This window comes from Bacillus sp. FJAT-45066 (assembly GCF_002335755.1).
In the GTDB taxonomy this organism is placed as follows: Bacteria; Bacillota; Bacilli; order Bacillales; family Bacillaceae_I; genus Bacillus_CD; species Bacillus_CD alkalisoli.
Genome location: NZ_NISQ01000001.1, coordinates 3846043 through 3870101, shown reverse-complemented (window position 1 = coordinate 3870101; position 24059 = coordinate 3846043). Strand labels below are relative to the sequence as shown.

Here is a 24059-nt window from a genome sequence, read left to right as displayed (position 1 = left end):
AGCGGTTCTTTTTTGAACATTATAGAGATGCCTGTAAAATTGCTTTAACGTCCTCTTTTGCTAAAGGTTTAAAGTTACCTATTGGGCCACGAGCTAGTGCATGCTCTACCATTTCGTCTATATGTTTGTCATCTATTTCATACTCGGCTAATCGGGAAGGAGCTCCTAAGCTGTTCCAAAACTCTCTTAGCTTTTCGATACCTTCTAATGCCACTTCGCGATCGTCTCTTCCTTTTTCGTCTACACCGAATACTCTTATAGCTAATTGCTTAAATTTTGGTACATTCGTATCTATTACATGCTTCATCCAATTCGGAAAAAGAATTGCTAAACCACCAGCATGAGGAATGTCATAAATAGCAGAAACCGCATGTTCTATTCCATGTGACGCCCAGTCTCCTCTATATCCCATTTGTAACATACCGTTAAGTGCAATAGTACCATTATAAAGGATAGTTTCTCTGTGCTCATAGTTGGTTAAGTCTTCTAACAATTTAGGCGCTGTTTCCATCACTGTTTGAAGAACAGATTCACACATACGGTCTTGTAGTGGTGTATTTGTTCCTGTGTTGAAATACTGTTCGAATACGTGTGACATCATATCAACAATACCGTAAACAGTATGGTCTTTTGGAACAGTGAATGTGTTCGTTGGATCTAAAATTGAGAATTGAGGGAACGTCACAGGACTTCCCCAGCCATATTTCTCTTTTGTCTCCCAGTTTGTAATAACAGAACCAGAGTTCATCTCAGAACCTGTAGCTGCTAAAGTTAAAACCGTACCAAAAGGTAACGCTTCTGTAGCAATATGGTTTCGTAATACTATATCCCATACGTCTCCATCATATTTTGCACCAGCTGCAATAGCTTTTGTACAGTCAATAACGCTCCCTCCTCCAACTGCTAATATAAAGTCTATACTGTTTTCTCGACATAGCTTTACTCCTTTTCTAGCAGTTGATACTCTTGGATTTGGCTCTACGCCTGCAAGTTCTGTTACTTGTGCTCCAGCTTTATGTAATTGATCAATGACTTGGTTATAAAGACCACTCTTTTTAATACTCCCTCCACCATAAACAAGTAAAACGTTTTTTCCATAGTTACTTAATTCATCTGGCAAAGTTTCTAATTGACCTTTTCCAAAGATCAGTTTTGTTGGATTATAAAATGTGAAATTTTCCATTTGACTATCCCTCCTATTGTGTCTATTATGTAATATTCCATCATTGGTTGCAAAGAATGAGCTCTTTTTTTAGAAGTATTACTTTAAAAAATGTCACTGATAAACACCGCTGTTGATTTCCATGCAAGGCTTCGCTTTCCGCGGGCGTGTCTAGGTCAAGCGACTAGCTCCTCGAGTTTAAGCCATGGCCAGCTCGACGCATTCGCATCTGTGGGGTCTCCCCGTCTCCCGCTTCTCCCGCAGGACAAGGAAGGCTACGTGAGCGATGCATCGCACGAAGAAAATGAGGTAGCATTTTCGAGGAGTCTTCGCCTTGCACGGAAATCAACAGCTAGTTACTATATTTTCAAAAAATAGTCTGAATACAACCTAAAAATATTGTAAAACCTTTGAGATAAGATTATTTTCAAAAATATTTTTGCATAGCATGAATAATTTTGGCGATGAAACAAACTATATATATGAAGCACTTATATTCTCAAGGAGGGAATGTGAATGAGTACAATTCAAAGAATTGCACTAGTGTTGACGATTATTGGTGCGTTAAACTGGGGATTAATTGGTTTCTTCGGTTTTGACTTAGTAGCAGCAATCTTCGGTGGACAAAATGCATGGTTATCTCGCATCATCTATAGCTTAGTTGGTATCGCGGGATTAATTAACCTTGGTTTACTTTTCAGACCATCTGAAGAGTACGAAAGAGAAGTTGAACCACGTACTACTCGTTAATTTGATTAGATTTATGTAAGTGCCGCTTCTTCAATTGAGGAAGCGGTTATTTTTATTATTTGAAGAAGTGTACAAAGTAGTAAATCTGGATATAAAATAATTTTTCCAGATAAAATTGAACTTTTACGGATTAATTTAATTTTTAAAGATATCCTCTAATTTCTTGATTTATATCATTTTTAAAGGATAACTCATAAAAAGAACATAAAAAAACCCCTACAACATGTAAGGATTTTAAAACTTTATTACTTTTTAATTAAATCTTCACGCTTAGATTGCTCGATCCACTCTTCAAGTTTATCTTTTAAAGTGTTGAAGCCAGCAGCTGAATCGTCAGTTTTGACAGTTGTAGTTGCTTGACGTTTTTTGTTAGGCTTTTTTGGAGCAGCAGCTTGTTGCTTCGGTGCTTCTTCTGTAGCTTTGATTGAAAGACTAATTTTTCCGTTCGCTTCGTCTACAGAAAGAACCTTAACTTTCACTTCATCTCCAATTTTTAAATGCTCATTAACATCTTTAACATATCCGTGTGTAATTTCAGAAATATGAACTAAACCTTGAGTTTCTTCGTCTAATGCTACAAACGCACCATACGCTTGAATTCCCGTTACTTTACCGTCTAAAATGTTACCTACTTGATATTTATCTGACATGAAAACACTCCTAATAATTATATTTTTTTATATACTTTCAACGCAATAAATAATTATACCACAAACTTTACTTTTTAACAAAAAATATTTATTGCGTTACATCTCTTTGTTATGTTTTACAAATGAGAATGTTTTTATTTACCCTGATACGATAGTTTATATTTGAGTCTAATGTTTAAAATTTGTGACAAAAATTGTTTCAAAAAACTAAATCTTTCTTTCTAATTATCGAAAAATGTTCATACTTTTTAAAGTATAGCGGTGATATGATAATAATAAGAAGACATATTAGAGAGGGTGATAGTAATGAGGAAGGTTGGGGATAACATTAAAACGTACCGTGAGCGTGCCAAATTATCTGTAAGAGAACTTGCCAGAAAAATCCGCGTAGGCTCCGCTACTATTGAAAAGTATGAATCTGGGGAACAAACACCTGATCTAGAAACAATCCTAAAGCTTTCTACCGTTCTAGATGTACCTGCTTCTGAGCTTTTAGAGAATACAAGTCAATCTGCTTGTGGTAATGACATAGAACTTCAAGCACTTATTAAAGAGATTGGCATAAATCGTTCGAAGTTGATATTACGTAAAGCAAAAGATTTGTCTGAGGAAGAATTTTTAAACATCATGCAATCCATTTATGAGAAAAAGTATAAAGTTTAGTTTTTTTCTAATAACTTGTTTAAATTAGTAGAGAATTGGGAATACTTATTTTAACAATACTTTTTTAGTATTCCCCCTATTTTTTGACAAAGCCTTTACTGGCTTTGTCTTTTTTTGTTTGGCTTTGTTAAATACCGCTGTTGATTTCCGTGCAAGACTACGCTTTCCGCGGGCGGGCCGGGAGTCTCAGCCTTGCACGGAAATCAACCGCTTATAAGAAATTTTAAAAAACAATAAGTATTAACTCTGACTTTTATTTTATTATAGGAAAATAAAAACACGTTTGAAATGGAGTTATCAGGTTAAACTACCTCTAAATAATAGTTGGAGTGTTTAAAATGGACAAAAATCATTTCACAATGAATGTGTTAGGTGTTGATGTATATTATGAATTACATGATAGTCGCTATAGCTATGAGAAGCCGACAATTGTGCTGATACACGGATTTTTATCCTCTACCTTCAGTTTCCGGCGTCTTTTACCATTGTTGAAGAAGCAATACACGGTCTTAGCAGTCGATCTCCCACCTTTTGGAAAGAGTGGTAAAACAAGTTCCTTTATTTATTCTTACGAAAACATGGCTAAAGTAGTTTTGAATTTAATACAGCAATTAAATTTTCAAAAGGTCGTGCTGGTTGGACATAGTATGGGTGGACAAATAGCGTTAAATATGAGCAAACAGAAACCAGATTCAGTAGATAAAGTTGTATTATTATGCAGCTCTGGTTATTTAAAGAAAATGTCCACGCCAATCATCTATTCTTCAAGAATTCCTTACTTCCACTTATGGTTAAAGTACTGGTTAGGAAGACGTGGACCCGTTCAAAATTTGCTTAATGTTGTGCATGATCACTCGTTAATTGATGATGAGATGATAGATGGCTATTTACAACCTTTTATGAATGACGATATTTTTCGTGCATTAACAAAAATGATAAGAGATCGTGAAGGAGATTTGGCTGCAGAAATTTTAAAGTCAATTGACACACCTAGTTTGCTTATTTGGGGAGAAGAGGATAAAGTTGTACCAATTGAGGTTGGCTATCGTTTATCAAAAGACTTACCAAATTCAAAGCTCATTACATATCAAAATACAGGGCATTTGTTACCTGAGGAGAACCCTGAAGGAGTTCATGAGAATATTTTAGAGTTTATTGAAGCGACTTAGTTTTACAAGCCGTTTTAATTGAATAAAGTAAAAAGGGACAGTAAAGGATGTTGATTCCCTTACCGTCCCTTTTTAAATGGAACAAGCATCATCACTATTTTTGATTTGCAAAAGTTCTATTGCTTTCTTTTTACATTCTTCTATAGGTATCATTTCTTCAAAGGAAAACTCATATATATGTTGAATTTTAACAGAAAGGGCTTTTTCATCATTCAGCTCATGTACAGCTTGGATGACATCTACTCTTTCTGTTTCATAAGCATCTTCACCATATCCTAGTGGGTCCCAGCACATTAATGTATCCATTAACATTAAATTCACGTTTGGCTTCATCGTAACACCTTCTTTCTTACAGAGTGTAGTGAATATTAATACTATACGAAAAACGAGTAATAACCCAGTAATATTAAGGGAAAACAGAAACATATTATAAACAAATAAAAAATAAGAAAAATATAAATTTCGTTTTTCAATAAAGGAACCGTATCTATGGGATTAAATAACATAATTACGATTAACTATTTTTTCATTATACAGTGTTTCAATTCGTTTGTTTAGTATGAATCAATGGACAGGAGGAATAGCGGTGACATTTGAGTTACAAAAGGTAGTGAATCGAAAAAATACGTTAAGTATCAAATGGGATGAAACTAACACTTTCTTTGGTAGAGAAGACGTATTACCGATGTGGGTTGCTGATATGGATTTCCAAGCACCACCAAGTGTGACTGAAGCAATAAAAAAACGTATGGAACATGGGGTTTACGGTTACACCTCTGTCCCGCGCTCTACTTCATCGTCTGTTGTAAATTGGGTAGCTAGAAACCATAACTGGAGTATGAAAGAAGAATGGCTCACTTACATTTCTGGTGTTGTTCCAACATTAAGTTTAGCTGTGCAAACTTTCAGTGAAGTCGGTGATAAAATAATTACTTTTTCTCCTGTTTACTATCCATTTTTTGATATGATTCAACTGAATAATCGAAAGTTAGTAACAAGCTCCTTAGTCTTAAAAGACGGTCGGTATGAATTTGATTTGGAAGATTTTGAATCAAAGTTAGATGATTCAGTGAAGATGTTATTGTTGTGTAATCCCCATAATCCAGGTGGAACGGTTTGGACAAAAGAGGAATTAACACGTCTTGGTGAAATGTGTTTAAAACATAATATTTTAGTTGTTTCTGACGAAATTCATGGTGATCTTGCATTAGATGGATATGTTTATACACCTTTTGCTTCTATCGATCCAAATTTTTCTAACAATTGTATCACTTGTATTGCTCCAACTAAGACGTTTAATATCGCTGGTTTACAAGCGGCTGTGATCGTAATAGAAAATAATGAGTATAGAAAACAGGTTGAACTTTTTCAAAAGAAAAATGGCCATTTTACATTAAACACTTTTGGTATCATTGGAATGGAAGCAGCATATACAGAAGGTGACGAGTGGCTTAAAGAGGTGAAGAAAATAATAGAATCTAATGTTAAGGAAGCCACATCGTTCATTGAAAAAGAAATGGGCGAGAAGTTGAAAGTGTGTCCTCTTGAAAGTACTTATTTATTATGGATTGACTGTAGAGGACTAGGTATAGATGATGCTGAACTGAAAAGCCGACTACTCCATAAAGGCATGCTTGCCTTAGAAATGGGCGAGAAGTTCGGTCCTGAAGGAAAAGGATTTGTCCGAATGAATATCGCTTGCCCACGAGAAACTTTATTAGATGGTCTTAACAGATTAAAAACTGCATGTAAATGAATCAATTTCATAATTACGGTTCGTTTAATGAAAAACGAATGTTTTAGTGATATACAAAATAATAAGTTCGTTTATTAAGGTTTTTAAATACAGAAAACGATGCTTTTAAACGTTTTTCGTTTAGTAGTCATACATTATGAAACGTACTCAAATAATCAAAAAGACTGTAAGAAGATATAAAGAGTCTTCATGCAGTCTTTTTACGAATAGATTATTTTAAATGATCTTGTTTATTTAAATAAACAACCGTCACTTGATCCTCATGTTTTTTAAAGCAGTGCATTCCAGTATCGCAAGTGTAAAACTTAATTGGAGTGTTAACAGGTAATTGTAATAAGCTTTTAATTAAGTTTGAAATAGTACCACCGTGAGAAATGATTGCAATTCGTGCCACAGCCGAACTTTCTGCTAAAATTTTAGAAAGTATAATTTCAGACCTCATTCTAAACTCTAAGTCTGATTCTCCTTTTTCAATCCTTTCATGTGGCTTTCTTCCACCTAGCGGCAGCGGATACTTCGTTGCTGCTACTTCACGTGGTAAACCTGCAAGGATTCCATTATTGTATTCCATTAAATCTGGCTCAAGCTTTAACATGCATTCCACTTTTTTTGCGATAATCTCAGCTGTCTCTGATGCACGTAATAAAGTACTACTCCAAATAATGTCTGGAGGACAAAATTCATTTAAATAATCCGCCACTTTTGCAGCTTGTTGTTTTCCTAACTCAGTTAAGGGAAAATCTGCTCTACCTTCATGGACATTCAGTAGATCCGCTTTAGACTGTCCATGTCGAATTATAAGAATCTCCACGGCTCCCCCCCCTTTTTTATATATTTATTACAGAATTGACGAATTAATGAGAATTATTTCAATAGTATTACAACTATTTCGGATTTGTAAAGAGTATTTTGTACGGATACATGTGAATTATTTAGTTTTACGAAGAATTTTGAAGAATTTATGACAATACTTTTACAAAAAAATTGCCTCAACTAATTTAATTAGCTGAGGCGAAATGGTTACTATTCTTCTGTCTCTTCTACCGGCTCTTCTACTGGTTCACCTTTTTTAGCAACTTCTTTCGTAATAACACCGCATGCGATTCTTGCTCCTGACTCTCCTGTTGGTTGTGTCATTCCATCGTCTGGCTCTTCTGTAATAATGATTGCCGTTCCATCTTTACCAAATACTGAAAACTTACCATCCTTTAATGTTAGTTCTGGAGCCATTAAATCAATGACGAGTGTCCCATCATCCTCCACAATTATGTTTGGTAAGTCTCCAGCGTGTGCACCTTCCGGATGTAATAAACCATGTTCTTTCCCGTCTGGATTAAGATGATTACCAGCTGTTTTGAAGTCTGGAGCATCACATTTCCCCGTTTCATGTATATGTATTCCGTGTTCTCCAGGTGGCAGTCCTTCTAAATTTAATGAGACTTGAACGCCATCTGGCACTTCTTTTAATTTGGCAACACCTAAACTATCTCCATCTGCATTAAAAATTTCTACATCGAGATGCGTAATATTTTCTTCCATACAACCTGTTAGGAAACCGGTAATGATCATAAGAAGTACTAACGCTTTCTTATACACTTTAATATCCTCCATTAAACGAATTTTCCTATAGTTTCTCCATTTCACATGGAAAAATGCGTAAATAAAAACACCCAATTGTAAATGGGTGCTTATTTTGCAAGTTTAATCTTGAATAATGTTCTCTTTGCGTAATTTCTCTTCTAGTTTCTTTGCTTCTTCGGACTCTTTATTAGACACCTTCACGATGAAGAGAAAAGTTAAGATACAAAATATAAAAAAGATACTAAATGAAATTGCTGCTGGAATATATTCGCTTTTATCTTCTGGGAAATATAAGAACAAGTTTATAACAAACATGGATAGCATTTGTCCACGACCTTTCATTGTTAAAGGAAAAGTGAAATTACTTTTCTGAATACGTCGGTCTCATTATAACAAAAATGCTGATACCTAACCAGTTTTGAGTATTAGTAAAGCCTGGTAACATGTCTGTTAACCAGGCTTTACATTAATTTTTAATTGTTATCGTTTCAATCACAACATCTTCCACCGGTTTGTCTCCTGGGCCAACTTCTGTTTCAGCGATTTTGTCAACGATATCCATACCATCAATAACATGACCGAAAACAGTGTGACGGTGATCTAACCATGGAGTTCCACCATTTTCCTTATAAAAATCTACTACTTCTTCAGGGAAACCTAATTCTAAGTATTGGTCATCGTAACCTGATTGGAAATCTTTTGATTGAACAATGAAGAATTGGCTGCCGTTTGTATTTGGACCTGAGTTAGCCATCGATAATGCTCCACGAATATTTAATAGACTAGCATTAAACTCGTCCTCAAATGGTGCATCCCAAATACTTTCCCCACCAGACCCTGTACCTGTTGGATCGCCACCTTGTAACATGAAGTTTTCAATCACTCGGTGGAAAATTAATCCATCATAATAGCCGTTTTCAGCGTGAGTAATAAAGTTTTCTACCGCTTTAGGTGCCATTGTTGGAAAAAGTTTAATTGTTATTACTCCATAGTTTGTATGTATTTCTGCTACTCTTTCACATTCTAATACTTCAGTCGTTAATTGAGGAAATTCAACATTTTCAAAATCCATACCTTCTGTAAATGGCGTTCTTTCTTCTAAACATTCAGATGCTTGTCCATTGTTATTTGTTCCAGCTCCACAACCTGTTACAATAAGAAGGGCAACTACACAAACGATAAACCATAATTTTTTCATCTTAATCACACTCCAGTTTCTTATCTATAATGTAGATAATACCGTAAATGGAGGAAAAATAAAACAATTAGAGAGGTACAAAACGATGACAGAATTAAAAATTGGGGATAAAGTAACAGGGATTTATAAAACAGGTAAATATATTGGGGAAATTACAGATGTAAAACCTATGCATTATTTAGTGAAAGTACTAGCTGTAGAAAAGCATCCACAACAAGGAGATTTACATTCACCGAAAGATGTGGATGTACCATTATTTCACGAACGTAAGGCGCTTGCATTTAGGGAACAAACAAATATCCCTAAAAACATGGTTAAGCTTTATGAAGGAGAAATTCTTGAATACAAGGAATCATTAGTGCTTTCACTAGAAAAAATGGAAGAAAAACTAAAAGAAGAAAATAGTAATTGGGCAAAAAGAAGCCTTGAGAACGTTCAAGTCCTAAAGAAAGACTACAAACTAAACTAATTTCTTTCGACAAAATCCGGGTGGTGCCTGGCACCTGTCATCAAAAGTTAAAGGCCAAAACACTGTTAGAGTGATTTGGCCTTTTATAGTGCGAATTTATTCATGATTTTGGACAAGTCAATTCTATCCCCTATCGTCGTCGGTGTCGGTTTTGCTAAGTAACGTTTATCTTTTTCTACTAATTTAAAAATGTTATACGTCGTTTTTGCATCATCTAACGCACGATGGTGTTTTCCTGTACCTTCTTTTCCGTATTCCTGTACTGCTTTCCATAATCCAGTTTGGTTTTGGTCGCCAAAGAACCTTTTATACTCCATGGACAGATCTGTAAATTTACACGATTCAAATGGAAAAGTAATTCCTTGAAAATCACAGTTTTTCCTTAATACTCTCATATCCATATTCCCCCAAGTGATTACACTCGTGTTACCTGGCTCATGAAAAGTTTGAAGTACTTGAATTAAGTCAGCAAAGCTTATTCCGTTGTTTACATTTTCTTGCGTAATATTTAGAAAGTCTCTGCAGCGTTTCGTTAAGTTTGGAAAGGCTTTCGGTCTAACATATGAAGAATAATCATGTAGAACTTCATCTCCCTGCACAACAACTAATCCAACTTCAATAATTTCTGGAAAAAAGTATTTTGGATAATTTCGGTTTTCAGGCATCGTAAATTCAAAATCAATGAACATATATAAAGGCGAGCTCTTCAATCTATAGTCCCTCCTCTCGTGAAGTTTTCAGAATATTTATTACTTCATTATATCATGGTTAATCAAGGTTTAAGCGCAAAAAATTAAATTTTCCAAATTTTTTTATATCATTGATAGAATAACAATAAATACTTCGTCTTCCGAATTAAATTCTTTGCTTTTTTCTGCCATTTTGTTATTATTTAGTTATACGAAATATTTAATGGCCGAAATAAAAAGAAGGTGAATAAAATTAATAACTCAAAGCGCAATTTGTATATTATGTGGTTTGCCAACTTTTTTGTCGCAGCTAGTGCCACGATGGTCCTCCCTTTCTTATCCTTGTTTATTGATTCACTTGGAGATTTTTCACAAGCTTATATTCAACGTTGGTCTGGCATCATTTTCGGGATTACGTTTTTAACGGCATTTATCGTTTCACCTATTTGGGGAAGAATTGGGGATAAGTACGGATTTAAACCAATTTTACTTATAACTGGTATAGGTATCGCCACTAGTATTCTATTAATGAGTTTTGTCACAACTGTTCATGAGTTATTTTTCTTAAGGCTTTTCATGGGAGTTGTTACAGGGTTCATTCCAACGTCGATTGCCCTTATTTCTGCTCAAACAGATAAAGCAATAGCTGGAAAAACATTAGGGACGTTGCAAACAGGTACTGTGTCAGGAGGCTTACTTGGCCCATTAATTGGGGGCGTAATGGCAGATGCATTTGGATTTACTTATACGTTTTTCATTACAGCTGCTGTTATTTATATCGCAGTATTGTTAGTTGCTTTTGGAATACATGAGAAAAGAAAAAGTATTGCGGAGAGAGCAAAAGAAAAGCAATACACTAGAAAAGAAGTGTTAGGCTACATTTTTAAAAGTCCTTTATTATTAAAGATTATGTTTATTTCTTTGTTTATCCAGGCAGCAAATTTTAGTATTCAGCCACTTCTAGCCTTATATGTTAGTGACCTAACAGGAGCTGCAAATGTTGCATTGCTTGCTGGCTTTGCCTTTTCGGCAACTGGTTTTGGGAATTTGCTTGCATCAAGAAACTGGGGGATCCTTGGTGATAAAATTGGGCATGAGAAAGTAATTGTCCTCCTTATGTTCTTAGGTGCAGCTTTATATATTCCTCAAGCGCTAGTTACCTCGCTTTGGCAACTTGTGTTATTTCGATTCCTTTTTGGAATGGTGGTTGGTGGATTAATTCCGTGTATGACAGCGTTTATACGAACGGCAGCACCACTTTCAATGCAAGGAGAAGTGCTTGGATATAATGTAAGTTTCCGCTTTCTCGGGAATGTTATAGGTCCTGTATTAGGCGGGATGGTCGCAAGTTGGTATGGTATTACATCTGTATTCTATATTACTAGTTTCATATTTTTAGTTTCTGCTTGTTTTTTACTATATAGTATTCGTCACACAGAAACGTCCAAAAGAGCCATTGAAGCATAAGAGTTGGAACTTGTTAACAGTTCTAGCTCTTTTCTTTTTGCTTCCTTTTCTCTATAGTTTAAATATATGTATCCTAGGAGGTTCAAAGACTATCCTAGTTTCGTTCGAACCTAATGGATAGTCTTTTTCAGTGACTCCTTACTTACTTTACCTCTTTTTTAAAATAGCCATCGTACAACGAGACACACAGATTAAATTTTCTTCTTCGTCTACAATCTTTATGTCCCAAACCATGGTTGATTTACCTCGGTGTAAGACAGTTCCGATTGCCGTAACCGTGCCATCTTTCTTGCCGCGAACATGATTTGCATTAATTTCTAAACCAACGCAAATCTCATTTTCTTTATCAATTAAGTTATATGTCCCAATACTCGCTATGGTCTCAGCAAGTGCAACGGATGCTCCGCCATGCAAAACTCCGAACGGTTGATGTGTACGCTTGTCCACTGGCATTGTAGCAACTGCCATTGTATCAGACAGTTCTACAATCTTCATCCCTAAATGGTCAATTAATGTATTAGATAAGTCCATTCCCTATACCTCGTTTCTATTCCTTTTGCCTTAATAATAGCACTGCTCCAATAAAATAAACAAAGAAAAAAAGAAAAACGGGAAGTAACGCAGACCAGTCTATCACACGTATCACTCCTTTTCTTATATAGTAAAAGTGGATTGTTATGCACATGTGGATTGTTAGTGAAAAGTTCGTAAATGGATGGTATGAAATAAAGACGGATTTATCTTACTAGCTTATGAAGGATTCGATAAAATGGTGAAATTCTTTTATTTGAGTATACTTAGAACCATACATGATGAAACCGACCGACCCATATAGACAAATAAACTTCTAACCAATGAAACAATTAGAAGTTTTTATATCATATTATATTAATAGACATACTCTACATTCACTGTAGCTGTTATCGTGACATCTTGTGGTTGGATAGGGGTTGGGGCCATCTCTTGTACGGAGAACGCCATCGTTTTTGCACCAAAAAATATAGGTTGAGAGGCTTCTTCCACTTTGTATGGAACGGGATGTAGAGGAACTTGTATGGTACTAGCAATAGCACTCGCCTTTTTGTAAGCATCTTGAACTGCTCGTTGTAGCACATTTCGATAAAGGGTATTAAAGTTACTAACATCATACGTAATACTTTCCGCAATATTTGCCCCGTTTTGAAATGCAACATCATAGATCGTACCGACCTGCATAATGTTTCGTACCGTTATTTTAAATAAATGGCGAACTTCGTAAGCAATAAGTTCTCCTCCTTGTTGAAAGTCTTTATAACGTGGAAATACGGTGTAAGATGTGGATTCAATATCAGTTTGATCCATTCCAAGCTCAAGTAACGCTGCAATCATTTGGTTAGCACGCACACGATTTTCCTGTTGGGCTTCTTCTGCATTTTTACTTGATGTCATAACACCAATTGTGACATATGCAATATCAGGCTTAACATCTTTTTCTGCTTTACCTTGAACTACTATTTTTCTTATATTTTTGTTCATAAAAAACACCTCACTTCTTCTAATGTATGAAGAGTGAGGTCGTATTTATACGCTATCTATACTTAGACATTGGCAAAATTTCTTTTTCCTTTAAGTATTTTCTGATGATGGTATATACAACAAGCAATAAAAGAACAATGACCGTTATCTCCACACGATAAGCAATAAGCGTCTCTAAGTTTACCGAAATCGTTGTCCCGAGGAAAAAGAAAGCCGATACCCATATAATAGCTGCAGAATACGCAGCAATGGCAAACTGGTAGAAAGGAAGTTTCATAAACCCAGCTACAAAAGGAACCGCATTGCGCAATCCAGGGAAGAAATAGGAGAAACATAAAGCAAAGGTATGATGGCGATCAATTAAATCTTGCGCTCTTTTAAAGTATCGATTTAATCGTTTAATATTAGATAATTTATTGTATAAGCCTTTCCCGGCAAATCTACCTAACAAATAACTCGTTGTAACACTCAAAATGACACCAATATACGTTATAATTAGGGCAGGGATTAGCACTAAAATTTTTTGTTGTGCGAGGACACCGATGGAAGTTACTAGCAGTTCATTTGGTACAGGTATTCCAAACATGCCTAACCATAACCATAATAATAGACCAATATAACCAAACTGCTGAACAATTTCTATAATGACATCTAGTTCCAATTCTCATCCCTCCTCCCTGACTTACTTACTTATTCCCTCATTGATAAGTTTAGTAAACAGCCGAATTTTAGTATCTATTCTTTTTTATATTCTAATCTATTCTAAAATGTTCTTTTATTTGTTTACACGCTACACTTGACTATATGCACTCTCACTTTTTTGATTGGAGGACCAACTTTGAAAAATAAAACCGTCGTTATTACAGGTGCTTCAGGTGGATTTGGGCTACTTTTTGTTCAACGATTTTTAAAAGATGGTTGGAATGTCATTGCAACTGTTCGGAATGAGCATAAAGAACAGGATCTTCTTAAAACTGTTACAGAAAGGTTTCCAAACTTAATGATTACTCATCTAGACGTTTCAAAGGACGATTCCGTCAAACAGTTTCAACTTTTTATGAATAATTATCATCGTGTTGATTTATTAATTAATAATGCTGGATTTGCGGTTGGTGGTTTTACGGAAGACGTGTCTATTGAAGAATATAAAATGCAATTCGAAGTAAACTTTCTTGGTGTAATCCGAGTGACAAATGTCCTATTACCTATTATGAGGAAGCAAAAGACAGGAAAAATTGTAAATATTAGTTCCATAAGTGGTGTCTTAGGATTGCCTTCGATTTCCGCATATGCTGCAAGCAAGCACGCTCTAGAAGGGTATAGCGAAAGTCTTCGGTTAGAAGTAAAACCATTCGGTATAGATGTTGCACTTATTGAGCCTGGCTCTTATTCTACTAATATATGGACAACTGGTACATACTTCGCAAAAAAATATGAGAAAGAAAATTTATCTGTATATTCATCTATGTTAACACGAATACAAGCCCAATTGCAAAAAAATAACAGTAAACTTAGCCCACCAAATGAAGTCGCAGATGTAGTGTTAAAGATTAGTAGAATGAAAAGATTAACGAGACTAAGGTACCCGGTAGGAAGCAGTGCAAAATGGACTATATTCTTCAAAAAAATTCTCCCTTGGTTTATATGGGAACGAATTATTTTACATACCTTATATAAGAAGTAATGTGTAACTATTTGATTGTTTTGAGTATTTCGATATCTAGCTGTTGATTTCCGTGCAAGTCGGAGACTCCTGCGGGAGAAGCGAGTAGCGGGAGACCCCACAGGCGAAGCCGAGGAGGCTCCCGGCTCGCCCGCGGAAAGCGAAGACTTGCGCGGAAATCTACAGCGGAATTCAAAAGAATTCAACTACATAGGAGGAAAAAATAATGAACTAACGTTTCGTGTATGTCATGATTATTTTGTTAAGTGAGTAGTTTTATAATAAACTACTACTAGCTGAAAAACGAATGATTACAAGTAGTAGTTAGGACTGGGGATTTCAATACTAACTACTCGCAACTATAAGGAAATAAGTATTCGTTTACCAATAAACGAATCGTATTTATTATTTTAACTAAAGTATATTAGCCATCATTCCAAGAAAAATATCTGTGAACATCGTCAACAATCAAAAAATTAATAGTAAAGACAAATAATACAGGATGACAACTTTCCCTCCTCCTGCCTCTCACATAGGCTATGAAAGAAATGTTTTCGGAAGGAGTGGAAAATGATGTACCACCATTCAATACCAAGTTATTCTCCTATGCAATACCCAGCTAACCCATTTGTTCAGCCGCACGTACACCAAGCTTCTACTACCAATTATCGAACACACCCTAATCAACAAAACTATTGGCAAAATTATTATCAATATTATAATCCTTTTGCACAGCGCCCATATCCAGAAGTAGATCCGACCATGTTTACCGAATCCGCACATGAAATGCAAGAGTTAATGAGAGAGGCTAGTCTTGTTTTAGACCGCTTAGCTGAATCTAAAGATTTTGCAATATCTGTCATGAGTGCGGCACAAGAATCTGACACCAAAAAAGTAGATGAACTGTTAAAAACAACTGGCATACACTCTAGTGTAGATGTAACATACAACCCCGACGGAATTAATTTAAAACTTACAGGTGATAAAAATTGTTGTAACTTAACCATCGCGTTAAGGTGGAGAGGCTAAGTTTAATATCGTTAACTATTCAGCGACCAAAATTTGGTCGTTTTTTATTTTTCCTAAAGTTAAACTTTTTCCTCACTTGATTCGTTATAATTATTGTAAAAAACGAAGTCAGGAAGTACGGAAAATGATTGAAGTGAAAAGTTTAACTAAAAAATATAATTCATTTAATGCCCTAGATGATGTAAGCTTCACTTTTTCAAAAGGGGTTCTTGGACTACTTGGCCCAAACGGCGCTGGAAAAACAACTTTTATGAGAATACTAGCAACACTTCTCGCTCCCTCAAGTGGGGATATTTTCGTAAATGGAAAACCATTAACAAAGGAAGCAAACCATATCCGCTCTAGCGTTGGTTACTTACCACAACACTTTCACGTTTATCCACAAGTAACTGCTTATGAGTTTTTAAACTATATAGCAGTTATGAAAGGAGTTAAAAACAAAAAAGTTCGGCGAGAGCATATCATGCATGTATTGGAAGAAGTAAATTTACTTCCTAAAGCAAATGAAAAAGTAAAAACGTACTCTCATGGTATGAAGCAAAGGATAGGAATTGCTCAAGCATTAATTGGAGATCCTACTCTTCTTATATTTGATGAACCAACAGTTGGATTAGATCCAGAAGAACGGTTACGCTTTCGAAACTTAATTTCTAAAGTTAGCGATGAGAAATGTGTCCTACTCTCTACTCATGTTGTATCTGACATTGAAAGTAGCTGTCATGACTTAGTTGTTTTGAATAAAGGGAAAAAAGTGTTTGGTGGTACAGTGGCTGATTTAAAAGAGAAAGCGCGGTGTAAGGTTTGGGAGGTTCCTGTTAAGTCAACTAGCGATTCATTAGGATACACGGTTCTTCAAATGAAAGAAGAGAACGGCCAATTGTTTGTATATCTTCTAGCAGATGAAAAGCCCTACCAATATGCAAAAGCTATTGAACCTACTTTAGAAGACGGGTACATGGATTTATTGGAGGAACTAAAATGAGAAAGTATTGGCAACAGTTTCAATTAGAGAATAAATTCCTTTATAAAAATTGGTTCTTTCTCATTACCCCTATCCTTTATCTCTTCATTACAGTTATTTGGATGGCAAATAGAAACTATTACCCTAATCATGACTTTTTAAGAAGTTCGTACGAGTTTTTATCTTTAGGTCATACCATTACATTGGGTATTGTATTCCTAGCAAGTGTTTTATCCATTAGAAGGGATAGCCAGACAGAACTATTAGAATGGATGAACACACTTCCACATTCTTATTTGTCTAAGCTTTTAGCGAAGTTTTCGTCCATATTTTTGTATACAAATATTTTTTCTGTGGTCTTTTTAATTCCGTATTTTCTATTGGGGAAGTCGTATACTGACTTTTCTATTTTACAAAAAGAAGCTATTTCCATTCTTTTACAAAGTCAAATAGCATATAGCGTTACCATTGTTCTCGGAATGACTTTAGCGGCTTTTATTACACATAGAATTGTTTATATTATCGTGTTTTGCGCTTGGATGTTTGGAACATTTTTCATGGAAGGTTTCATTATGGAAAGGTACAACTTATTTATTTTTAAAGTGTTTCATTTAAATAAGTTTTTCTTGTCGAACACTTATCAATATGGTTGGTCCATTAATCTTCAGCAAACGGAAAAAATGTATGCACAAATTTTTGTCATTGGATTTACTATCCTTTTATTCTTCATTACTCTATTAAAATTAATGTCAAAAAGGCTTATGAATAAAAAGAGCGCAAAGCTAGTGAGTATAAGTTTAGTAGCTATAGTAGCTTGTAGTACTTTTATACCTTACTCCATGTTTTGGAAGGATCGACTTCAAAATCATCATTACTTAGTAAACGGAGTAAAAGAACAGTCTGATAACGAATCCGTTCTATTTCCTAGTGAAACCTATAAGATTGACATGAAACGTAAGCAAGATACTATTTTGTTAGAGTCGAAAGTTACCCTACAAAAGACGAACCAACAGCCCTTTACCTTTACACTCTATCCAAACTTTGAAATTGAAGATGTGATATGGAACGGAAAAAGTGTCCATTTCGATCGGGATTTTCAATTCATAACGTTTGAAGAAGAAGAGTTAGAGGAAAATAATTTAGTCGTGAAATATTCTGGTGAATTAAATGAATGGACTACTATAGGAGGTCGCGAAAGACTTCTTGCTTTTATTGAAGGCTCCGACATGTTTTTACCTTCTAATATTGCATGGTATCCAATTATTGGACAATATAAAATATTTCAATTGGACTATTATACAGCGCAAGAAAACCTTTCTCTTTCCAATCTATCTAATAGTAATACCTTTTATCCGTCAGACTTTCATGTTTCCTTAACTGGCTTTGCTCATGAGGTTTTTGGTACATATGAGGAAAAAGAGATAACTGAAGATAATACTATGGTTGTTAAAAGCAATAATAGAACTGGCTTAACATTATTTTCAATGGATGGTTTAACAGAAACATCACTCTCTTCTGTTCCTATATCTATCGTGACGAAAGTAGAGCAAATGAAGAAGCTTATTGATAATTCGTTACAATTAAACGGAATGTATGATTATCTTTCGGACTGGTTACCAATACAATCTAGTATGCCAACGTTAATTAGTCTCCCAGGCCTTCAATTGACTGGATCGGATCCATTTTACGCAAACACTCGTGATAGCTCCTTGTTTTACGATATGCAAATGGAGTTAGGTTATTATAATAATGATGAGTGGATGGACCAAACAGCTGACTATTATATTACGGAAATAATAAATATATTTTTGTTCCCTGAAAACCCTCGGAAACTGTATGGAGATTATGTCGAATATCGCCAAGACTCTGTTACCGTCGGAATTGCACATGGATATATATTGTTGACATTAGTCGACTTTTTCGGCAAGGACTGGGACTATTTTGACAATTATTACACTAGGTCTCATTATATGTTAAATGAATTGGGAAATATAACATGGTTTAGTAATAATAGTAGTTTAAGTAACGAGGAACGGATTAAAGAAATTTTAAAATCACAAAATTTATTTCATGATTATAACTCAAAAGTATTGTTTGAAATTGCTCTAGCACTAGAAACAGGAAAGAAGGAGCAAGTGAAAGAAGTTCTCGCTTTCTTTTATGATGAAATATTAGACACTCCATACATTACCTATTCAGAATGGAAACAGAAATGGGATGAGGTAGAAAACAATTTAGATTGAAGGTTACAAACAGGAGTGAGAGGGGGATTAGTATTGGTACAAGATGAACAATTGTTAGAGCTAATGGCGAAGGGCGACCAAACAGCTTTTGAAGTGTTTGTCCATCGCTATCATGCGCCAATCTATCAATATATAGAACGACTTGTGAAAGATTCAAAAAAAGCAGAAGATCTTGTGCAAGATACGTTCATACGTTTAATAAAGCAATTACAACAAAAACATATACCAACACATCCAAAAGCATGGCTATATCGTGTGGCGACTAATATTTGTAAAGACTATTGGAAAAGTGCACAATACCGTTCGGAGTCTCCGCCAGCCGATGATCTTCCTATTAAGAAAGATGAAAAGCCATCCGTAATAGAAATTTATGAACATCAAGAAACTAGAAAAGAGATTCTACATGCATTGAATCATTTGCCCCAAACGCAACAGCAAATTGTTATGTTGCGCTTTTTTCAAGATTTAAAGTTAAAAGAAATAGCTGAAATAACGGATTTACCACTTGGAACAGTAAAGTCTAATTTATTTCACGCATTAAAAAAGCTTAAGCATTTTATGGAAGATGAAACGAAGGAGGCGGCTAAAAGTGAACAACTTCAAGAACAACGACGAAGAAATGTACAGGTTAGAAGATGAGTTGAAAGAAACACTAGCCCAATATGTTGTTAAAACACCTTCCAATGAGGATACAAACAAACTTTTATCCAGCTTACAAATGGAGTTCTCAAAGCTTCAGCAACAAGAAGAAGTTCCAGCAGAAGCTTTCAAATTACAAAAACCAACCTTACTTTCACAGATGAAAAATCAATTGTCCTTTTATCAATGGCATTTTTGGATTGTTAGTTTAGGGATATTTACTATGTTAACGCTATATACAGCTAGTGCAACACCAAGAAATCCAGAAACATTCTTTTTATTTGTCATACCTCTTTCCATCATAATAGGAATTTTTTATACGTTTCAATCATGGAATAAAGAAATTCGGTTAGTCGAAAGTATTACACCTTTTCCACCAGCATTGTTATTAATGACTAGAATGTTAATCATCCTTTTTATGAACTTACTGTTTGGTGTCGTTAGTTCTGTTATTGTAGGTGCTTCTGTTTCGATTTATATGTTACCGTTTCTCTTATATTGGATTGCTCCGGCTATTTTAACTTTTGGAGCATTTGCGTATGTTACGATGAAAAAAGGAGTATTGTTCGGACTAGGTGCAGCCGGCGTTACGTGGCTTGCTATTTTTATAGCAGACGTCTTTTTGCAAGAAAATTATTTGTGGCGTGAAGAATCTAACATTACAATGAATCATATGGCTATTTATCAACTAATACTGTTGTTTATCGGTATTGTATTGTCCATTCGTGCTCTAAGAAAGAGCTTATTTGCAACAGACTTCCAAGTATAGAAGGTAATAATTATGATAGTAATAGACAACTTACAATGGGAGTATAAAGATTTTAAGGTAACCATCGATTCCCTAACATTGCCTCTTGGTATTAGTTTGTTAGCTGGGAGTAATGGAGCTGGTAAATCTACTTTCCTACACTTATTAGCGACTGCAAAACTAACAGATTCCGGCGCAATCTATTATGATGATAGATGTATTAGTGAGCAGTTGTTAGAAATTCGTAGCCAAATAGGATTTGTACCAACGGGTATTGAATTGTATCAAGACTTTACCCCGATAAAATTATTAAATTATTTTGCACAACTAAAAGGATTACCAAACTCTTTTGCAAAAATGCAAATTTCGAAGTTATTAAAAGTTTTTCGATTAGAAGATGTTTCAAAGAAAAAGATAAAGAAGCTCTCACAAGGCATGCAGCAAAGGCTAGCACTTGCACAATCTTTGCTTGGTAAGCCAAAATATATCTTATTAGATGAACCGTTAAACTTTTTAGACATTCATGAACGGAAAGCTTTTTTGCAATACTTAGTGGAAATATCCATGCAGTCAGTAGTGGTGGTAGCAACCCATGAATTAAACGAATGGGAGCATATAAGTCGAAATGTGCTATGGCTAGCAGATGGAAAAGTTCAATTTTTCGGAAGTAAATTGAATTGGAAGACCGATTTAGATCAAAGTGTATGGTGTGGCGTGGTCCCTAGTAAATACACAGATGACTTTTTTAAAAACCATAACGTTATTTACGCTAGCAGACGTGAAGATGGCGTTTTTGTAAAATGTATAAGCAATAACCCGATAGATGGATTTACTAAATTAGACACAACAATGGAAGATGCATTCTTTATTAGAAAAGCCTCGTTAGAGAATGTTTGATAAGAAATGAGTTATTTTAAAAAGTATAAAGTGCCGGTTGTGTGGCCGACTCCTGCGGGAGAGGGCAGGCTGGTGAGACCCCGCAGAGCTTTTAGGCTCGAGGCGGCTCACCGCCTCTACGAAAAGTGAGAGCGGCTCGTTCAGCTCCGACATGTATTAGCCAAGGTCATCTTGAGGGCGTTTTTTGTCCTCGAGATGACCTTGGCTTATACTCGAGGGGCTAGCCGCTTGACCTAGACACCCCGCGGAAAGCGGCCACACAACCGGCACGGCTTTTATATACACTATAAATACTGAAAGAAAAAAACAGTGTAATATTCTTTTCACATATTCCCAATATCATTGTAATGTATTATTATTGTATAATTACATTGGGATACTATTTTCACTAACCCAAAACAACATTATTCTTGCAAATATAAATAATTATTTTTCTTGCCCATAAGGAGTATATTAAATGATATCGTACTTTAGAAAATATGATTGGTTACTAATAGCGGCTATCTTTTCCCTATGTTTATATGGGTTAGTAATGGTATACAGTGCAGGTATGCTGTTTGGATTGCAAACTTACAAAAGTGCTTCTTACTTTTTTGATAAACAACTTAACTGGTTTCTTATAGCCATTCCTTTCTTTTTATTGGCTATGACATTCAACTATAAAGTTTATGAGAAGCTAATTAAACCGGCAGTTATTTTTATTATCATACTCCTTATCTTAGTCCTACTTTTTGGTACAAACATAAATGGGTCTACTAGATGGTTAAAAATCCCTATCGTTAACTTTACTTTCCAGCCTTCCGAAATGGCAAAATTAGTTATGGTAATGTACTTTGCTAGTGTATATGCAAAAAAGCAACCTTATATTCAAGATTTTTTAAAGGGTGTGACACCACCTCTTTTAATGTTAAGTTTTGTTTTTCTATTAATATATAGGCAACCAGATTTAGGAACTGCCACTTCCATATTACTAGCATGTGGAGCTATTTTAATTTGTTCTGGAGCAAAAGTATGGCATATGTTAGGTTTATTAAGTGCAGCAAGTGCACTGATTTGGACACTTGCTAATAGTGCTTCTTACCGAATAAAACGTCTTACTGCATTTAGGGACCCGTTTGCCGATGCACAAGATACCGGATATCAATTAGTCAATAGTTATATTGCCATTGGCGAAGGCGGCTTATGGGGACGTGGTCTCGGACAAGGTGTGCACAAATTAGGTTATTTACCTGAAGCACATACTGATTTTATTCTTGCTGTCATATCCGAAGAGCTAGGGATAGTAGGAATTTTAATATTGTTCGTCTTATACTCTATCATTCTAGTAAGAGGGGTCCGCGTTGGTATTAATATTAGTGACCCATTCGGAAAACTACTAGCATTTGGTATTACATTTCAAATTTGTATGCAAGTTATTTTTAACGCAGGTGCCGTTAGTGGTTTACTTCCTATTACCGGGATTACCTTGCCATTTATTAGTTATGGTGGTACGTCCCTACTAATTACTGTCGTATCCACTGGTATTCTCGTTCACTTATCGAAACATGCAAACAAAGCAATTGAAGCACGAGAGGAGACACAAACATCATGGGTACAGAAAATAACAAGCTAGAGCATAGTCGTATCGATTATACGCTGTTATTTTTACTCTTTCTATTATTTATTATAAGTTTAGTAGCAGTATATAGTGCTTCAGGACAATATTATCAGAGTGATCCATTTTACTTTTTAAAAAGACAAATTGTATGGTATGTCATTGGGGCATTTGTCATGTTTGTCGTTATGCTATTTGATTATGAGTTACTAGAGAACGTCGCTCTACCACTCTATTCGGTTGGATTGGCGTTATTAGTAGCTGTACATTTTTTTGGTGTCGTTCGTAACGGTTCTCAACGTTGGATAAACTTAGGTGGATTCTTATTACAACCTTCAGAGTTTGTGAAAATATTTTTAATAATGGTACTTGCTGCTGTTATATATAAATGGGAAAAAAATAAAGATGAGCTAGAAGAAAAAACACCGTTAATAGTAGTAATAAAAATCATCGCCTTTTCATTGCCTGCTTTCTTCTTAATCTTGAAGCAACCTGATTTAGGTACAGCACTTGTTATTGCCGCAATTATGGTAACGATGGTATTTATAAGCGGTACATCCTGGAAAGTTTTATTGGCATTTGCAGGAAGTATTATTGCTGGGATAGCGACGTTAGTTTATCTTCATAACCACCATTTTGAGATATTTACGAAGATTATTGCAAAACACCAATTAGCACGTATATATGGTTGGTTAAATCGTCAAGAGTATGCATCTTCTTTTGGTTTTCAGTTAACAGAAGCATTAAAAGGTATTGGGTCTGGTCAAGTATCAGGTCGCGGGTTACTAGATGGAGTTCAATCCCAAAGTGGTCGAATTCCTGAAGTGCACACAGATTTTATTTTCGCTATAATTGGAGAAGAGTTTGGCTTTATTGGAGCAACAGTTGTTATTTCGATTTACTTTATCATGATTTACAGAATGATTATTATTGCTATTGCATGTGACAATCCGTTTGGTACGTATTTAGTTACTGGAGTTATCGGGTTATTGGCTTTCCAAATTTTCCAGAACATCGGAATGACGATAGGATTAATGCCAATTACAGGTTTAGCTTTACCATTTATAACTTACGGTGGTAGTGCGCTCCTTACGAATATGATAGCAATGGGAATAGTCATGAACGTAAAGTATAGAACGAAGCAGTTTATGTTTAATTAATGTAAGTGGGCAGTTTAGATACTGTCCACTTTTTTATGCAAGCACTTAAAAAGAGC

Annotated in this window: 26 protein-coding genes; 15 read left to right on the top strand and 11 right to left on the bottom strand. The window is 35.2% G+C overall.

Annotation, left to right across the window (positions count from 1 at the left end; translation table 11 throughout):
• Nucleotides 1–19 precede the first annotated feature (19 nt).
• The gene (locus tag CDZ92_RS19330; RefSeq protein WP_096156828.1) at nucleotides 20–1183 is read right to left on the bottom strand and encodes an iron-containing alcohol dehydrogenase; all 1164 of its coding nucleotides are present in this window, start codon (nucleotides 1181–1183) and stop codon (nucleotides 20–22) included.
• A 495-nt stretch (nucleotides 1184–1678) separates the two neighbouring features.
• Between CDZ92_RS19330 and CDZ92_RS19325 the strand changes: the two genes are divergently transcribed.
• Complete coding sequence (locus CDZ92_RS19325) at nucleotides 1679–1912, top strand: DUF378 domain-containing protein (RefSeq protein WP_096156827.1); 234 nt, start codon at nucleotides 1679–1681, stop codon at nucleotides 1910–1912.
• 245 nt (nucleotides 1913–2157) lie between these two features.
• On the opposite strand, the gene yugI is transcribed toward CDZ92_RS19325, so the two are convergent.
• Nucleotides 2158–2562 carry a S1 domain-containing post-transcriptional regulator GSP13 gene (gene yugI / locus CDZ92_RS19320; protein WP_096156826.1) on the bottom strand — a complete coding sequence of 135 codons (405 nt, stop codon included), beginning with the start codon at nucleotides 2560–2562 and terminating at the stop codon, nucleotides 2158–2160.
• 306 nt (nucleotides 2563–2868) lie between these two features.
• Here yugI and CDZ92_RS19315 point away from each other — a divergent pair, with 306 nt between their 5' ends.
• Nucleotides 2869–3225 carry a helix-turn-helix domain-containing protein gene (locus tag CDZ92_RS19315; RefSeq protein WP_096156825.1) on the top strand — a complete coding sequence of 119 codons (357 nt, stop codon included), beginning with the start codon at nucleotides 2869–2871 and terminating at the stop codon, nucleotides 3223–3225.
• A gap of 338 nt (nucleotides 3226–3563) precedes the next feature.
• A complete protein-coding gene (locus tag CDZ92_RS19310) occupies nucleotides 3564–4394 on the top strand; it encodes an alpha/beta fold hydrolase (protein ID WP_096156824.1) in 831 nt (276 codons plus the stop codon).
• 72 nt (nucleotides 4395–4466) lie between these two features.
• Here the strand turns inward: CDZ92_RS19310 and CDZ92_RS19305 are convergent, their stop codons facing one another.
• The gene (locus tag CDZ92_RS19305; protein WP_096156823.1) at nucleotides 4467–4727 is read right to left on the bottom strand and encodes a DUF1871 family protein; all 261 of its coding nucleotides are present in this window, start codon (nucleotides 4725–4727) and stop codon (nucleotides 4467–4469) included.
• A 253-nt stretch (nucleotides 4728–4980) separates the two neighbouring features.
• Between CDZ92_RS19305 and CDZ92_RS19300 the strand changes: the two genes are divergently transcribed.
• A complete protein-coding gene (locus CDZ92_RS19300; protein ID WP_227521432.1) occupies nucleotides 4981–6150 on the top strand; it encodes a MalY/PatB family protein in 1170 nt (389 codons plus the stop codon).
• 211 nt (nucleotides 6151–6361) lie between these two features.
• On the opposite strand, the gene CDZ92_RS19295 is transcribed toward CDZ92_RS19300, so the two are convergent.
• The 4 genes from CDZ92_RS19295 to CDZ92_RS19280 all read right to left on the bottom strand — a co-directional run bounded on the left by CDZ92_RS19295 (nucleotide 6362) and on the right by CDZ92_RS19280 (nucleotide 8929).
• Nucleotides 6362–6961 carry a histidine phosphatase family protein gene (locus CDZ92_RS19295; RefSeq protein ID WP_096156822.1) on the bottom strand — a complete coding sequence of 200 codons (600 nt, stop codon included), beginning with the start codon at nucleotides 6959–6961 and terminating at the stop codon, nucleotides 6362–6364.
• Between the two features lie 212 nt (nucleotides 6962–7173).
• Nucleotides 7174–7719, bottom strand: a complete 546-nt coding sequence (locus tag CDZ92_RS19290) for a superoxide dismutase family protein (protein WP_406564914.1) — start codon at nucleotides 7717–7719, stop codon at nucleotides 7174–7176.
• A 132-nt stretch (nucleotides 7720–7851) separates the two neighbouring features.
• Nucleotides 7852–8055 (bottom strand): hypothetical protein, encoded by a 204-nt coding sequence (locus CDZ92_RS19285; protein WP_096156820.1) that lies wholly within the window; start codon nucleotides 8053–8055, stop codon nucleotides 7852–7854.
• 142 nt (nucleotides 8056–8197) lie between these two features.
• Complete coding sequence (locus CDZ92_RS19280; RefSeq protein WP_096156819.1) at nucleotides 8198–8929, bottom strand: peptidylprolyl isomerase; 732 nt, start codon at nucleotides 8927–8929, stop codon at nucleotides 8198–8200.
• 85 nt (nucleotides 8930–9014) lie between these two features.
• On the opposite strand from CDZ92_RS19280, the gene CDZ92_RS19275 reads away from it, so the two are divergent.
• On the top strand, nucleotides 9015–9398 hold the full coding sequence (locus CDZ92_RS19275) for a kinase-associated lipoprotein B (protein WP_096156818.1): 384 nt from the start codon (nucleotides 9015–9017) through the stop codon (nucleotides 9396–9398).
• 83 nt (nucleotides 9399–9481) lie between these two features.
• On the opposite strand, the gene kapD is transcribed toward CDZ92_RS19275, so the two are convergent.
• On the bottom strand, nucleotides 9482–10087 hold the full coding sequence (gene kapD / locus CDZ92_RS19270) for a 3'-5' exonuclease KapD (protein ID WP_096157074.1): 606 nt from the start codon (nucleotides 10085–10087) through the stop codon (nucleotides 9482–9484).
• A 282-nt stretch (nucleotides 10088–10369) separates the two neighbouring features.
• On the opposite strand from kapD, the gene CDZ92_RS19265 reads away from it, so the two are divergent.
• Nucleotides 10370–11554, top strand: coding sequence for an MFS transporter (locus CDZ92_RS19265; protein WP_176483861.1), 1185 nt, complete (start codon nucleotides 10370–10372; stop codon nucleotides 11552–11554).
• A 147-nt stretch (nucleotides 11555–11701) separates the two neighbouring features.
• Here the strand turns inward: CDZ92_RS19265 and CDZ92_RS19260 are convergent, their stop codons facing one another.
• The 3 genes from CDZ92_RS19260 to CDZ92_RS19250 all read right to left on the bottom strand — a co-directional run bounded on the left by CDZ92_RS19260 (nucleotide 11702) and on the right by CDZ92_RS19250 (nucleotide 13730).
• Nucleotides 11702–12085, bottom strand: coding sequence for a hotdog fold thioesterase (locus CDZ92_RS19260; protein ID WP_096156816.1), 384 nt, complete (start codon nucleotides 12083–12085; stop codon nucleotides 11702–11704).
• A gap of 357 nt (nucleotides 12086–12442) precedes the next feature.
• Nucleotides 12443–13069 (bottom strand): SIMPL domain-containing protein, encoded by a 627-nt coding sequence (locus CDZ92_RS19255; protein ID WP_096156815.1) that lies wholly within the window; start codon nucleotides 13067–13069, stop codon nucleotides 12443–12445.
• A gap of 52 nt (nucleotides 13070–13121) precedes the next feature.
• On the bottom strand, nucleotides 13122–13730 hold the full coding sequence (locus CDZ92_RS19250; RefSeq protein ID WP_096156814.1) for a DedA family protein: 609 nt from the start codon (nucleotides 13728–13730) through the stop codon (nucleotides 13122–13124).
• A 177-nt stretch (nucleotides 13731–13907) separates the two neighbouring features.
• On the opposite strand from CDZ92_RS19250, the gene CDZ92_RS19245 reads away from it, so the two are divergent.
• The 9 genes from CDZ92_RS19245 (at nucleotide 13908) to rodA (ending at nucleotide 24003) form a co-directional block, all read left to right on the top strand.
• The gene (locus CDZ92_RS19245; RefSeq protein WP_096156813.1) at nucleotides 13908–14753 is read left to right on the top strand and encodes an SDR family oxidoreductase; all 846 of its coding nucleotides are present in this window, start codon (nucleotides 13908–13910) and stop codon (nucleotides 14751–14753) included.
• Nucleotides 14754–15302: 549 nt separating this feature from the next.
• Nucleotides 15303–15761 carry a hypothetical protein gene (locus CDZ92_RS19240; RefSeq protein ID WP_141395248.1) on the top strand — a complete coding sequence of 153 codons (459 nt, stop codon included), beginning with the start codon at nucleotides 15303–15305 and terminating at the stop codon, nucleotides 15759–15761.
• A gap of 124 nt (nucleotides 15762–15885) precedes the next feature.
• Entirely contained in the window at nucleotides 15886–16743 is an 858-nt protein-coding gene (locus CDZ92_RS19235; RefSeq protein WP_096156811.1) for an ABC transporter ATP-binding protein, read from the top strand.
• Nucleotides 16740–18965, top strand: coding sequence for a hypothetical protein (locus tag CDZ92_RS19230; protein WP_096156810.1), 2226 nt, complete (start codon nucleotides 16740–16742; stop codon nucleotides 18963–18965). The genes CDZ92_RS19235 and CDZ92_RS19230 overlap by 4 nt, the downstream gene beginning before the upstream one ends.
• A gap of 33 nt (nucleotides 18966–18998) precedes the next feature.
• Entirely contained in the window at nucleotides 18999–19604 is a 606-nt protein-coding gene (locus CDZ92_RS19225) for an RNA polymerase sigma factor (protein WP_096156809.1), read from the top strand.
• Nucleotides 19555–20373, top strand: coding sequence for a hypothetical protein (locus CDZ92_RS19220; protein ID WP_096156808.1), 819 nt, complete (start codon nucleotides 19555–19557; stop codon nucleotides 20371–20373). The genes CDZ92_RS19225 and CDZ92_RS19220 overlap by 50 nt, the downstream gene beginning before the upstream one ends.
• 12 nt (nucleotides 20374–20385) lie before the next feature.
• Complete coding sequence (locus tag CDZ92_RS19215; protein WP_096156807.1) at nucleotides 20386–21249, top strand: ATP-binding cassette domain-containing protein; 864 nt, start codon at nucleotides 20386–20388, stop codon at nucleotides 21247–21249.
• Between the two features lie 457 nt (nucleotides 21250–21706).
• Nucleotides 21707–22861, top strand: a complete 1155-nt coding sequence (ftsW, locus tag CDZ92_RS19210) for a putative lipid II flippase FtsW (protein WP_096156806.1) — start codon at nucleotides 21707–21709, stop codon at nucleotides 22859–22861.
• Nucleotides 22837–24003, top strand: a complete 1167-nt coding sequence (rodA, locus tag CDZ92_RS19205) for a rod shape-determining protein RodA (protein WP_096156805.1) — start codon at nucleotides 22837–22839, stop codon at nucleotides 24001–24003. The genes ftsW and rodA overlap by 25 nt, the downstream gene beginning before the upstream one ends.
• The last annotated feature ends 56 nt before the right edge of the window (nucleotides 24004–24059 follow it).